The organism is Aliiglaciecola lipolytica (assembly GCF_018860635.1).
Lineage (GTDB): Bacteria > Pseudomonadota > Gammaproteobacteria > Enterobacterales > Alteromonadaceae > Aliiglaciecola > Aliiglaciecola lipolytica_A.
Map to the genome: position 1 here is coordinate 174213 of NZ_JAHKPT010000004.1, position 13551 is coordinate 187763.

General features: G+C 41.1%; 11 protein-coding genes. 10 read left to right on the forward strand and 1 reads right to left on the reverse strand.

Annotated features, from left to right (window positions below; all coding sequences use genetic code 11):
• Nucleotides 1–29: 29 nt before the first annotated feature.
• The 9 genes from KO530_RS01050 to KO530_RS01090 all read left to right on the forward strand — a co-directional run bounded on the left by KO530_RS01050 (nucleotide 30) and on the right by KO530_RS01090 (nucleotide 8770).
• Nucleotides 30–866: an AAA family ATPase gene (locus KO530_RS01050; RefSeq protein WP_216046531.1), complete on the forward strand. Its 837-nt coding sequence runs from the start codon at nucleotides 30–32 to the stop codon at nucleotides 864–866.
• Nucleotides 866–2044 (forward strand): vWA domain-containing protein, encoded by a 1179-nt coding sequence (locus KO530_RS01055; RefSeq protein WP_216046532.1) that lies wholly within the window; start codon nucleotides 866–868, stop codon nucleotides 2042–2044. The genes KO530_RS01050 and KO530_RS01055 overlap by 1 nt, the downstream gene beginning before the upstream one ends.
• 4 nt (nucleotides 2045–2048) lie before the next feature.
• Nucleotides 2049–3137, forward strand: coding sequence for an RDD family protein (locus KO530_RS01060; protein WP_216046533.1), 1089 nt, complete (start codon nucleotides 2049–2051; stop codon nucleotides 3135–3137).
• Between the two features lie 9 nt (nucleotides 3138–3146).
• Nucleotides 3147–4157 carry an XdhC family protein gene (locus KO530_RS01065; protein WP_216046534.1) on the forward strand — a complete coding sequence of 337 codons (1011 nt, stop codon included), beginning with the start codon at nucleotides 3147–3149 and terminating at the stop codon, nucleotides 4155–4157.
• Nucleotides 4154–4765: a nucleotidyltransferase family protein gene (locus tag KO530_RS01070; protein WP_216046535.1), complete on the forward strand. Its 612-nt coding sequence runs from the start codon at nucleotides 4154–4156 to the stop codon at nucleotides 4763–4765. The genes KO530_RS01065 and KO530_RS01070 overlap by 4 nt, the downstream gene beginning before the upstream one ends.
• 15 nt (nucleotides 4766–4780) lie before the next feature.
• Nucleotides 4781–5263, forward strand: a complete 483-nt coding sequence (locus KO530_RS01075; RefSeq protein WP_216046536.1) for a (2Fe-2S)-binding protein — start codon at nucleotides 4781–4783, stop codon at nucleotides 5261–5263.
• On the forward strand, nucleotides 5260–7503 hold the full coding sequence (locus KO530_RS01080; RefSeq protein WP_216046537.1) for a xanthine dehydrogenase family protein molybdopterin-binding subunit: 2244 nt from the start codon (nucleotides 5260–5262) through the stop codon (nucleotides 7501–7503). The genes KO530_RS01075 and KO530_RS01080 overlap by 4 nt, the downstream gene beginning before the upstream one ends.
• Before the next feature lie 202 nt (nucleotides 7504–7705).
• Nucleotides 7706–8308, forward strand: a complete 603-nt coding sequence (locus tag KO530_RS01085) for a rhomboid family intramembrane serine protease (RefSeq protein ID WP_436792287.1) — start codon at nucleotides 7706–7708, stop codon at nucleotides 8306–8308.
• A complete protein-coding gene (locus tag KO530_RS01090; RefSeq protein WP_216046539.1) occupies nucleotides 8309–8770 on the forward strand; it encodes an acyl-CoA thioesterase in 462 nt (153 codons plus the stop codon).
• A gap of 105 nt (nucleotides 8771–8875) precedes the next feature.
• Here KO530_RS01090 and rne read toward each other — a convergent pair whose 3' ends face one another.
• Complete coding sequence (gene rne, locus KO530_RS01095; protein ID WP_216046752.1) at nucleotides 8876–11857, reverse strand: ribonuclease E; 2982 nt, start codon at nucleotides 11855–11857, stop codon at nucleotides 8876–8878.
• A gap of 723 nt (nucleotides 11858–12580) precedes the next feature.
• Here rne and rluC point away from each other — a divergent pair.
• Nucleotides 12581–13540, forward strand: a complete 960-nt coding sequence (gene rluC / locus KO530_RS01100; RefSeq protein WP_216046540.1) for a 23S rRNA pseudouridine(955/2504/2580) synthase RluC — start codon at nucleotides 12581–12583, stop codon at nucleotides 13538–13540.
• Nucleotides 13541–13551: the final 11 nt, after the last annotated feature.

A 13551-nucleotide genomic window follows, 5' to 3' on the forward strand; every position in this document is an offset into this window, starting at 1 on the left:
TTTACATTTTTTAATTATTGAGGTGATTGATGCCATTTAGTAGTACCGGAAATTATATTGCTAGCAAAGAACTGCAACTCGCCGTTAATGCTGCCATTACACTGCAAAGACCGCTGTTAATCAAGGGCGAGCCAGGTACCGGCAAGACCATGCTGGCAGAAGAATTGGCTAGTAGTTTAGGAACTGAATTAATTCAGTGGCATATAAAGTCAACAACTAAAGCTCAACAGGGGTTGTACGAATATGATGCGGTATCTCGTTTGCGTGACTCTCAGCTTGGTGACGAAAAGGTTAAAGACATCAGCAATTACATTATCAAAGGAAAACTATGGCAAGCATTTGATGCCGAAAAGCCCCCGGTTTTATTAATTGATGAAATAGATAAAGCAGATATTGAGTTTCCAAATGATCTACTTTTAGAATTGGATAAAATGGAGTTTTTTGTTTATGAAACTAAACAGACCATAAAAGCCGCCAAACGTCCTATCGTAATTATTACATCCAATAATGAGAAAGAATTGCCTGATGCGTTTCTGCGTCGTTGTTTTTTCCATTACATACAGTTTCCAGACAAAGAACAGATGCAAGAAATCGTTAATGTACATTTTCCTACCTTGAAAAAAGATCTCCTTGCGCAAGCACTCGAATCCTTCTTCGATTTAAGAGAAATGCCTGGCTTAAAGAAAAAGCCATCTACTAGCGAATTGATCGATTGGTTAAAACTCTTGGTTGCAGAAGATATTCCGCCAGAAGCGTTGCAGAACAAAGATGGCAAAAACAGCATTCCTCCACTGTATGGTGCGCTAATTAAAAACGAACAAGACATTCATTTGTTCGAAAAATTGGCATTTATGGCTAGACGCTAATGTTAGTTGATTTTTTCTTTAAAGTTAGAGAATACCAAGTTCCGGCGACGGTAAGAGAATTATTAGATCTTTTAAATGCGTTGGAACAGCAAGTTGTTTTTGCTGATACCGAAGGCTTTTATTATTTGTCTAGACTGTGTCTGGTAAAGGATGAAAGCCATTTTGATAAGTTCGATCGGGCCTTTGCTGATTATTTTGAAGGTGTTCAAACTATTGATCTGTTTGGCAAAGACATTCCTGAAGAATGGTTGAAAAAACAATTAGAAAGACATTTTAGTGATGCTGAAAAAGCAGAAATAGAAGCCATGGGCGGTTTGGATAAGCTAATGGAAACCCTCAAAAAGCGTTTAGAAGAACAACAGAAACGCCACCAAGGAGGGAATAAATGGGTTGGTACCGGAGGCACCTCACCATTTGGATCCCATGGCTATAATCCTGAAGGGATCAGCATTGGCAATAAAGGCAAAGGTCAATCTTCAGCGGTTAAAGTCTGGGAAAAAAGAGAATATAAAAACTTAGCCAGTGATGTCGAACTTGGCACTCGTAATATTAAAGTAGCGTTACGAAAATTACGTCAATTTGCGCGCACTGGTGCAAGCGAAGAGTTAGATTTACCGACCACAATCGGAAAAACTGCAAAAAATGCTGGTTGGCTAGATATTCATATGGTACCAGAACGTCGTAATGCTATAAAAGTATTGATGTTTTTTGATGTCGGTGGCTCTATGGATGATCACATTAGGTCTTGTGAAGAATTGTTTTCCGCAGTACATTCTGAGTTTAAACACTTAGAGTATTTCTATTTCCATAATTGCGTGTATGAAGGTGTTTGGAAAGACAATAAACGACGTAGTAATGAAGTCATATCAATTTTTGATATCATTCATAAATATGGCAGCGATTATAAATTAGTGTTTGTCGGTGATGCGACTATGGGACCTTATGAAATTACCTATCCCGGTGGCAGCGTTGAGTATTGGAATGAAGAACCCGGTTCTGTTTGGTTAAAAAGACTTACAGATCACTTTCCTCACGCTATTTGGTTAAATCCGCAAATGGAAAAACATTGGCAATACTATGCATCCATACAAATATTAAAAGATTTAATGCAGGGTAAGATGTATGCATTAACGATTGAAGGACTAAGCGAGGGCATTAAAGCGCTCACAAAAAGGTAAACATATGGATGCCAAGGAAACATTAACACAACAAGCAAACGTTGAAACGCAAGCGCACACCTCTAAACACCAGCAACGCCAAGAAACACGAGATGTCATTACACCTTATGCCTTTGAAGTGTCCCCCGAATTATTTGGTACACCTCTGGCTACACCCACTCGTCGCGCTCTAGCGCTGTCTGTCGATTTAATCTTGGTTGCAATACTGTCTGGTGTTACTGGTAACGCATTGGCAATACTTGCTGCGATTTTATTGTGGGTAACGAGTCGCCGTTTAAAACGTGAAAATCGTTTACCATCAGCAATTTTGCTAGTGCGGATTTTGGCCACATTGTTAATTGCCGCTGGGATTTTGGGTCTATTCCGAAATGATACCGCGATTTGGTCTAATTCACAGTCCAGTAATGAGCATGAAGTTAATGCTGCAGAAGCCGTTGATGTGGTGGTGTTTACTGGAACATACGCAGCGTTAACCAGTTTAATTCAAAAACAAGTAGCACAAGGCGATTGTCCAGATGCAGAAACTTGTTGGTCAAATATTGGTGATGAATTTGTTGAAAACTTGGTTGAATTGACAATACCCAAATCCGCAAAAAGTGAAATGTTGGATGAGTTTTTTGAAAAAAGTCGTACTGAGTTAAGTGACGTTCAATATCAAAGTTTAGAAACAAAATTATTAGCCCAGTTTGAAACATTGCAGGCAGAAGCCGATAAGGTTGCCAAGGAAGAACAGGCAATAGTCGATGTAAAACCAAAGACTAAATCGATTCAAGATTACAGTATCGTAAAATGGTTCAAAGGTATCGCCTCAGATTTAGGCATAGGCTTTGGTTGGGCAGCGGTTTATTTCACTGGATTAATGGTGTTATTAAAAGGCCAGACTATTGGCAAAAAGCTATTTGGCATTAAAGTGATTAAACTCGATGGCAGTAGTTTGAATGTTTGGGAAAGTTTTGGGCGATACGGGGGCTATGGTGCCGGTTTAGCCACAGGTTTGCTTGGTTTTTTACAAGTTTACTGGGATCCAAATCGTCAAGCTATTCAAGACAAGATTTCTGAAACTTTAGTGATTAGATTAAAAGCAAAACAATAAGCGATTTGAATGGCAAATTCATTTTCTAGCATTCTAGATATTTGGTATCCGAAGAAAGACGAATGTAAGTGGGTCTTAGCCACTATTTTTGAGACCCAGGGCTCGTCGTATCGTAAGTCCGGCGCGCACATGTTAATTAATGATTTAGGTCAGTACTATGGGCTTTTAAGTGGTGGCTGTTTGGAGTCAGATATTATGCTCCAAGCTCGCAGATGTTGGGACAATGGCCAAGGCCGAATTGTTGAATACGATATGACTGAAGAGCAGGATCTTGCTTGGCAGCTTGGTATAGGTTGTGGTGGTTTAGTAAGGATATTACTGCAGCCTATCAGCAGTGATAATCATTACTTACAACTAGACAACGTTTACCGTCGTTTGGCAGACAATGGCTATTGTTTATATTCTCAGGAAATAGCCAGTGGTGTTGCCAATGTCGAATTCTCAGAGTTACCTCGAACTGCACAAGCGAGTGTGCAAAGAGACGAACGAAATGGACGGGTTTTTCTGAAACAAATCCTTAGTCCGCCGATCAACTTGTGTATTGTAGGTGCGGGAGTGGATGCTCGTCCTGTTGTCGACATTGCGGCTAAATTAGGTTGGCGAGTTACGTTGCTCGACCCGCGAACTAGCCACGGAAGAAGTAGCTATTTCCCGGGTGCGTTTGCGATAATTAAACAACCAATGACAACAACAATCGAAAAAGCTGCACAATCAAATTGGCTGGCGCAAACTGATGCAATGATTATTATGAGCCATAACATCACTATTGATGCTCAAGCTTTAATACTGGCATCAAAAAGTTCAGCAAAATACGTTGGGATGCTAGGGCCTTTGCACCGCACAGAACGCGTGTTTGAACAGGCTGGATTAGTTAGAGAAGAATTCGCTATTCCTTTTGCTAACCCCATCGGATTGCGATTAGGTGGCGAATTGCCAGAGTCGATAGCACTGTCAATGATTGCTGAAGTACACAGTTTTCTAGCGCAAAAAGACGCTAAGTCAATAAGCGGTGTTGTGTGAGCATTATTAGCTTGATACTCGCCGCCGGCGAAGCAAAACGCTTTGGGAGCATAAAACAATTAGCGGTTGTCCAAGGACAACCGATGTTGAATAAGGTTATTGCACAACATAGGCTCGCAGGGTTAGATAATATCGTTGTTGTTCTAGGCGCGAACGCAAATCTGATCAAACAGCAAATTGATCTATCGGTTGAGGTCGTTGTAGCACAAAATTGGCAGTTAGGTATGAGTGAAAGTATTCGCACTGGTGTCGACTTTATCGTTAATCAGCGGTATCCACAAGCCAGCCATATTTTCATTGGTTTAGCAGACCAAATTGCTGTGCAATCAGCACAAATTGCTAAACTATGTAGCAAAGCGCTAAACAACATAGATTCAATCGTTACATCAGAGTATGGGGGAAATGTGGGTGTGCCAGCTTGTTTCCCAGCCAAACGATTCTCTGATTTGTTAAATATAGGCAGTTCGAATACAGATTTACATAAAGGTGCTAAATCAATCTTGCAGGCTCATAAGCAAGATTTAATTAGGGTTAAGGTGCCCGAAGCACAATTTGATATAGATACTTCAGAGGATATGCGTCGTTGGTGCAATCTGTCCTCCCGCTAATTTAGGAGCAATAATGTGATTAATTTCAGTGTAAATGGTAAACAGCAACAGGTGGATGTTGAACCGACTATGCCGCTTTTATGGGTGCTTAGAGACGCTTTGGGTTTAACTGGCAGCAAGTTTGGGTGCGGTATGGCGCAATGTGGCGCTTGCACTGTGCACATTGACGGGCAACCAGTCAGAGCCTGTGTTATGCCGATTTCAGCTGTAGCGGGAAAGCAGGTAACGACTATTGAAGGATTATCTAAATCTGGCGAGCACCCTGTCCAAAAAGCGTGGATCGAGCACAACGTTCCCCAGTGCGGTTATTGTCAGTCAGGACAAATTATGAGTGCTGTGGCTTTATTATCACAAAATGCTTCACCCAGTGATGAGGATATCGATAATTACATGCAAGGTAATATCTGTCGATGTGGTACTTACCCTCGAATCAAAGCAGCAATAAAAAGTGTGGCTAAAGGAGCCGATCTGGCAAAAAACGTGGGAGATGACGCATGAACCATAAAATTGAAAATGTCAGTCGCCGACAGTTTTTAAAAGTTTCAGGAATTGGTGCTAGTAGTTTTGTACTCGCTAGTAGTCTAGCTGGTTACAAGCCTGTATGGGCGCAAACAAGCCAAGCTGATGTCGAGCTTAACCTGTTTGTCAGCATTCAATCCGATAATCGCGTCAACATAATATGTCACCGCAGTGAAATGGGTCAGGGGATTCGTACCTCTATACCGCAGGTAGTTGCAGAAGAGCTATGTGCAGATTGGGATTTAGTATCTGTGGTACAAGGATTGGCGAATAAAGAATATGGTAGTCAAAACACCGATGGCTCACGTTCAATTCGTAATTTCTATACGATCTTAAGACGTATGGGGGCTTCTGCTAGGACTATGCTTGAACAAGCAGCAGCAGACTTGTGGAAAGTAGATGTAAACAGTGTTTATGCTGAAGATAGTTATGTACATCATAAAGATTCAAAGCGTAAAGTGAGTTTTGGATACATTGCTGAAGCTGCCGGTAAGTTATCTCCTCCTAAAGCTGAAACCTTAACCTACAAGTCGAAAAAAGATTTCAAGCTGATTGGCAAGCCCGTTACTGGTATCGATTCTGCTGAAATCGTGACTGGTCAAGCTGAATTTGGTCAGGATGTTAGATTAGAGTCGATGGTTTATGCCAGTATCGAACGATCAAAAGTGTTGAGAGCGACTGTGAAGTCGTTTGACGCTGACGCAGCTAAGTCAGTCAAAGGGGTTATCGATACCATTCAAATGCCTGACCAACCTTTACCGGTTATGTTTCATCCTATGAATGGGGTTGCTGTTATTGCCGATAGCACTTGGGCGGCATTGCAAGGTCGTAAAGCGTTGAATATTGATTGGGAGCTAGGTGAAAATGCTGCACACACTTCTGCGGATTATATTGCCGAGCTAAAAAGTCGTATCGTCAGTAAAGGCAAACCGATTCGTGTAGAAGGCGACGTTTATGCAGATATTGAACAAGCAACAGATACACACAGTGCTACTTATAGTGTCCCTTATCTTTCACAAGCACCAATGGAACCACCTGCAGCAACAGCGGTATTTAAAAACGGTATTTGTGAAATTTGGGCGTGTACACAATCTCCTCAAGTAACCCAGCAAAACGTGGCTCAAGCGCTAGGTATTGAATCTGATAAAGTGATTATAAATGTCACCTTTTTAGGTGGTGCATTTGGAAGAAAAGCTAAACCAGATTACTCCATAGAAGCAGCATTATTGGCCAAACAACTAAATCGTCCGGTGAAAGTGGTTTGGAGTCGTGAAGATGATATTCAACAAGGCTTTTACCATGCGGTAAGTGTGCTACATATGGCCGCAGCGATGGATGCCAAAAAGCAAATAACATCGTGGCTACAGCGGACTGCGTTCCCAAGTATTATGTGGACGTTTACCGGCACAGTTGATGAGCCGCAAATGAATGAATTGTCTTTAGGGTTTGGTGATTTGCCATTCGCGGTAGACAATTTATCGTGCGAAACCCATAAGGCTACTGGTCATATTAGGATTGGTTGGATGCGCTCTGTGTGTAATATTCAACATTCTTTTGCGCAGGGTTCTTTTGTCGATGAGTTAGCATCAAAAGCCGGTATATCGACCTATAAAATGTGGCATCAATTACTCGGCGAAAACCGTTTAGTGGACCCCAAAACGGATGATTTTGATTATCAAAACTATGGTGAGCCGCAAGATGTATTCCCTGTCGATATTAAGCGCATAAAACACGCACTTGACGTTGTAATCGCAAAGTCTGGTGCAGATCAGCCGACACAGGAAAACGAAGGGTGGGGCATTTGTGTTCATCGTAGTTTTGTCAGTTATTGTGCTGTTGCAACAAAAGTGAAGGTCGTGGATAACAAAGTGACTGTACTAGAGATGCATTCGAGTATAGATGCTGGCACTGTGGTTAACCCAGATCGTGTTCGGGCACAACAAGAAGGATCAATGATTTTTGGTTTGTCTTTGGCGCTGTTGGGAGAAATTTCAACTAAAGATGGTGCGGTTGAGCAATCTAACTACCATGATTATCAGGTATTGCGCATGCATCAATGCCCCAAAATAGAAACCTATATAATCGAGTCAGATGCGCCTCCTGGCGGGGTTGGTGAGCCAGGCACTCCACCAGTAGCCGCAAGTGTAGCCAACGCCATATTTCATGCTTGTGGTAAGCGTATTCGAGACTTACCAATTAAAAACTATATGTCTGTATAGAAATCATGGCTTTGTATGGGCATCTTTTGTTTAGGCAAAATGCCCATATCATTAAACAATGAAGACAAAGCCATCTTTTAAAACAAGTATCATTACAATCAGCTTTTTTATTGGCTTTTTATGGTGCATTAAATCCTTTGAAATATTATTTCATGTCGACCTTAGTTGGTTAGGCGTTTACCCACATTCTACAAAAGGTTTATTGGGAATAATTACCGCACCTTTGGTACATGGATCAGTAGAACATCTATTTAATAATACCTTGTCTTTGCTGATTCTAGGAGTATTCCTAATATACGGATATCCCCGTTCACGCTGGCGAGTCATCCTATTTGTTTGGTTATTTTCTGGCGTATGCGTATGGCTTTTCGCCAGAAATGCTTATCATCTTGGAGCCAGTGGATTAACCCACGGTGTGTTTTTCTACTTATTTGTTGTTAGCTTATTTAGACGAGATAAGAGCTCAATCGCCATTATGATGGCTGCATTTTTTATGTACGGTGGAATGACCATGACCATTTTCCCACGGCAAGAAAATATCTCTTTTGAATATCATTTATTTGGCGCTGTTGCTGGAATAGTTAGTGCGTTACTTTGGCGAAAACTTGACCCTAAACCGATAATTAAAAGATACGAATGGGAAGATCCAGAAAATGCCGATGATCCAATAATCGGTGAGCAGTGGTTAAGCGCTCGACAATCCGACCCTATCGTCGACGATGAAAAAGATTTAATTGAATTAACAACTGATGTAAGCGATTCCGAAAAAGTTAAAACAAACCCTATACGAACAGAGGATGACTAGATGCCCAATTCTGCCAATATACCGATGAAAGTGTTGATAAGAGTTCGTTACGCTGAATGTGACGCTCAACAAGTTGTGTTTAATAGTCGATATGCGGAATATGCCGATTTAGCTGCTACCGAGTTTATGCGGGCAGCAATTGGTGGCTTTAATAAACTGCTAGAACAAGGTTTAGATAACCAAGTTGTTAATTTAAATTTAAGCTGGCAAAGCCCTGCAAAATTTGATGATGTGATCGAAATGAGTGTTTGGGTCTCAAAAGTGGGGAATACTTCTTTCACATTACATGTTGAAATGTGTCAGCAGGGTAGCAGGCAACCTATATGCCTTGCTGAGGTGATTTATGTGATGGTAGATGCTAGCACTTATAAAAAGACAGAAATTAAACAAAATTTAAAACAGACCTTGCTTCACGGTTCTGCTGGAGTTTGCGTAAACTTGGCCGGCTCTATTGATAGTTAAATATTAAGCAAATGCTGAATTTAGAAACAAAACAACTAGTACACATAAAAAAACGCCGGTGAATGAAAATTCACCGGCGTTTTAAGGTTTAACGCTTGTGTCTATTTAGGCGACAGATCCTGGCTTGGTTGCTGCAGCAGCAGAGCTGTTTGCAGTATTAGCCATTGATGCGGTTTTTCCTGATACTTTCAGGCCCGCTCGTTTATCTGCAGCTAATGCTTTAATTTCAATTTCATTGAAATCAGTGTCAATCGCTTTAGGCTTCGCCATTGGATGTGAAACAGGAGCTTTAGTCACCGTTACTTTAGGTTTTTTCGCAGGCTTTGGTTTGCTTGCTACTTCTTCAACTTCAGTCGGTTTTGGCGTCTCTTGTTGCTGTTCAGCGTCAACTTTAATCGGCGCTATAGTTTCGGTAGGGGCGGGAGCCGCTTCTTCAACTTTTTCCTTAGCCTGCTGAACTGGCGCATCAGAATTTTCTGCGTCCAACTGAATTTCCACTTGCTCGGGTTGAGCTGCTTTTTCCTTCACAGGCTTAGCGGCTTTAACCGGTTCTTTTGCTTGTTCAGTAGCAATTTCAGCTTTCGCTTCAGCAACATCCTGTTTTGAAGACTCATCTTTATTTTGCTCAGGAGCAGTTGACTCAGCGTTACTCTCTTCGACTTTCTTCGGACGTCTTCTGGTACGAGGTTTAGCTTTAGGTTTTTCCGCTTTAGCTGTTTCTGATGCATCGTTTGGTTGCTCAGACGGTGTATCATGGGACTCAAACTTAAGTTCGTCTTGAGCTACATCAACAACAGGCTTTTCGGCGTTATCAGTTTCATTTGTTTCTTCAACTCCTGCACCTTCTTTTCTGCGTTTTTGACCCGCAGCTCGAATGTGTCGAGGAGAGCGTCTACTTCTACTGCGCTCTGTTTGCCCTTCGTCTTTAGTCTCTGTATTGACAGATTCATCCACAACAGAATTGTTTGCTTCAGCTTGGGTTGAATTGATTAGTTCATCATTCTTAACGTCTTCAACTTTTACTTTAGGCTGCGTGTTTTTAGCTGTCTCTGCTTGCGGCTGAGCTACTGCTTTTTCATTTTCAGTTTTCTCACCACGGACATTTCGACGGGTATCGCGTCTTTTTCTACGTTCAGCAACTTTTTCGTTTTTACGTTCCGGTTGATTTTGACTGGTTACGTTCTCTTTAGCTGCATCATTTGTTTTTGCTTCTTGAGATTTATTACGATTGTCGCGACGTTGTTTTGGCTTTTGATCACGCTTTTCAGCTTGAGGTTTGTCATTACGATCTGACTTGTCTTTGCGATCAGAAGCTTTAGGTTTGCGGTTACCAGAGCGCTCATTACGACTACGGCTATTGCGCTGTGGACGTTTGTTTTGCGTATTTGTACTTGGTTTTTTGGTAGTTGTTTCAGGTTCACTTTCAAATAGACCTGACAACCATTTAGAAACCTTAGCAATCAATGTTGGCTCTTCAGCTTTGGCTGTAACAGGCGCTTGTTGAGGCGCGGCTAAACCTTGTAATACTGGTTGCTCTTTAGGTTTAATTTCCTGTGTAGGGTTATCAACCTCTGAAGATTGGGTTTCCATTAACTCAATATTATAACTCGCCTCAGTAACTGTATCGTCTGGACGTCTGCGGGCTACATGATAATGCGGCGTTTGCAAATTAGGATTTGGAATAATAAGTAAGTTTACACCGTGACGCTTTTCAATAGATTGAATTGAACGTCTTTTTTCATTTAACAAGTAGGTAGCTACATTGACGGGCAATTGTGCTTCTATTTGTCCGGTGTTGTCTTTAATACTCTCTTCTTCCATGATGCGAAGAACAGAAAGCGCTAATGATTCAGTACCACGGATATTACCGTGACCACTACAACGAGGACACACTATATGTGCTGACTCACCGAGGGACGGACGTAACCTTTGACGAGACATTTCTAATAAACCGAAACGTGAAATTCGGCCCAATTGAATTCTTGCTCGGTCATGTCTGACGGCATCTTTAAGACGATTTTCTACTTCTCTTTGGTGACGAACAGGTGTCATATCGATAAAGTCGATAACCACAAGGCCACCGGCATCACGTAATCTTAATTGACGGGCAATTTCATCAGCAGCTTCAAGGTTAGTATTGAACGCTGTCTCTTCGATATCGCCGCCTTTTGTTGCCCGTGCAGAGTTGATATCAATTGAAATCATTGCTTCAGTTGGGTCAATTACAATTGAGCCACCTGATGGTAAGCGCACTTCACGTTGGAAAGCTGATTCGATTTGGGTTTCTATCTGATAATGACTAAAAAGTGGTACATCACCTTTATATTGCTTAACGCGACTGGCAAAGTCGGGTCGAACGAGTTGAATGTGCTGTAGTGCTTTTTCAAACACTTCTTGGCTATCAATTAATATTTCACCTACATCACGACGCAAATAGTCACGAATAGCTCTTACAATAACGTTACTTTCTTGGTGAATAAGGAAAGGGGCAGGTTTGGTTTCAGACGCTTCTGAAATGGCATTCCAATGACGAATTAGCACATTTAAATCATGCTCGAGTTCTTCAAAGGATTTACCTACGCCTGCGGTTCTAACGATTAAGCCCATGCCATCAGGTAATTCAAGCTTATTCAACGATTGTTTTAAATCGGTTCGCTCATCACCTTCGATACGACGAGATATACCGCCTGCACGCGGATTATTAGGCATTAATACTAAATAGCTACCAGCCAAACTAATAAAGGTTGTCAGTGCGGCACCTTTTTGTCCGCGCTCTTCTTTATCTATTTGGATGATAACTTCTTGGCCTTCCTTAATCACATCTTTGATGCTTGGGCGACCGTCAAACTTATAACCTTGTGGAAAGTAAGTTTTTGCTATTTCTTTTAGAGGGAGGAAACCGTGTCGATCTGCACCGTAATCAACAAATGCAGCTTCTAAACTGGGTTCAACGCGGGTGATAGTTCCTTTATAGATATTGGCTTTTTTTTGCTCGTGTCCAGGGCTTTCGATATCAAGATCATAAAGCTTTTGTCCATCGACCAATGCAACACGCAACTCTTCTTGTTGAGTAGCGTTTATTAACATTCTTTTCATTGTATAAGACTCGGTTTTAGTACCGAATGCGGAATAATTTAGAACTGAAAAACGTGGCTTGCAAGCTGCATCAAGCTGAAATCACTTTCAGTCTCACGACTGTAAAAACAGATCTTGTGCGCGTTTGGATGTGCCAAGGTGTTACCTTAAGCATATGATTTCATTAGGGAAACTAAAGTTTTACGAGTTGTAATTTTAACTTCAGACCCTTGGGTGAAACGCCTCACCCCAATAAATTTTTTGTCTATCTTTCCAAACTGACGTGATGTTAAACAAAACACATCAGTTTGTTGCCAAATTCAATTCTTACTATTCTGCGATTGGTACTTTTTTATTGTATATCGCATGATGAGATGTGAATTTGCTTGCTCAACCAATCGAAAAAATACTCACTTCGACAGCAGCAATGCATCATTATGTGTTACGAATTTTATTTCGTTGATGCCATACAAATTCTAATTTTCATCGCATTGTTTACTGCTATGCAACTGCAAAGCCAGCTAAACGGTCGGATTATCACATTAAACCTAACACTCTGGCAAGCAATTAAAATTTTAAACCTAATTTAAATATTTAAGTTAGAATAGGCGCTGAGCCTGATGGACTATATTGCTAAAAGCTAGCGTTTGACCACTGGGCTGTCAAATCAGCGTCGCAATCAAACTGCGTTAGGCTAAATCGAAACTCATATAGCAAAATTCTACGGGCCCTTAAATGACGGATTCAAACTTTGATAAAGTACAATTTTTAGCAATCGACGCTGAGCACGAGGGGCAGAGAATTGATAACTTTTTACGTACTTTGTTAAAAGGCGTTCCAAAAAGTATGATTTACCGAATTTTGCGTAAAGGCGAAGTACGCGTGAATAAAAAACGTGTCAAACCTGAATATAAATTAGTTGACGCAGATGAGATTCGGTTACCTCCCATCAGAGTGTCTGAATCCAATAACCAAGCTCCTTCTACTAAGCTTGATAAAGTAGCAACTTTAGAATCACACATTTTATTTGAAGATGAAGTGTTAATTGTAGTTAACAAACCATCCGGAATGGCAGTGCATGGTGGCAGTGGTTTAAGTTTTGGAGTGATAGAGGCATTACGTGCGTTACGTCCTACGGCTAAGTTCCTTGAGTTAGTGCATCGCCTAGATAGAGATACATCAGGTTGTCTATTAATAGCTAAAAAACGTTCTGCGCTAAAACACTTACACGAACAACTACGTGAAAAAACGGTTGATAAGCGATACCAAGCATTGGTTCAAGGGCACTGGCCTGAAAATCGCTTTAAAGTAAAAGCGCCATTACTTAAAAATATTGTAAAATCTGGCGAACGTATAGTATCTGTCTCTACAGAAGGCAAAGAGTCTGAAACTCGATTTCGTATTTTAGAATCGTTTGCCCAAGCCACATTAGTTGAAGCATCACCGATTACTGGACGGACTCATCAAATACGCGTGCACTGTCAACACGCTGGCCATCCAATTGCCTGTGACAGCAAGTATAAGGACGAAGAGTTTAATCATTACATGACAAAACTAGGTCTGAATAGATTATTTTTACATGCGCATCGAATATTATACGTGCACCCAGTTAGCGGAAAGCAAATGAGTCACACGGCTAATCTGGATAGTTCATTAAGCAATGCGCTCAAAGAATTAAGAAAACGAGAAGCCTAAACTTCACTGCG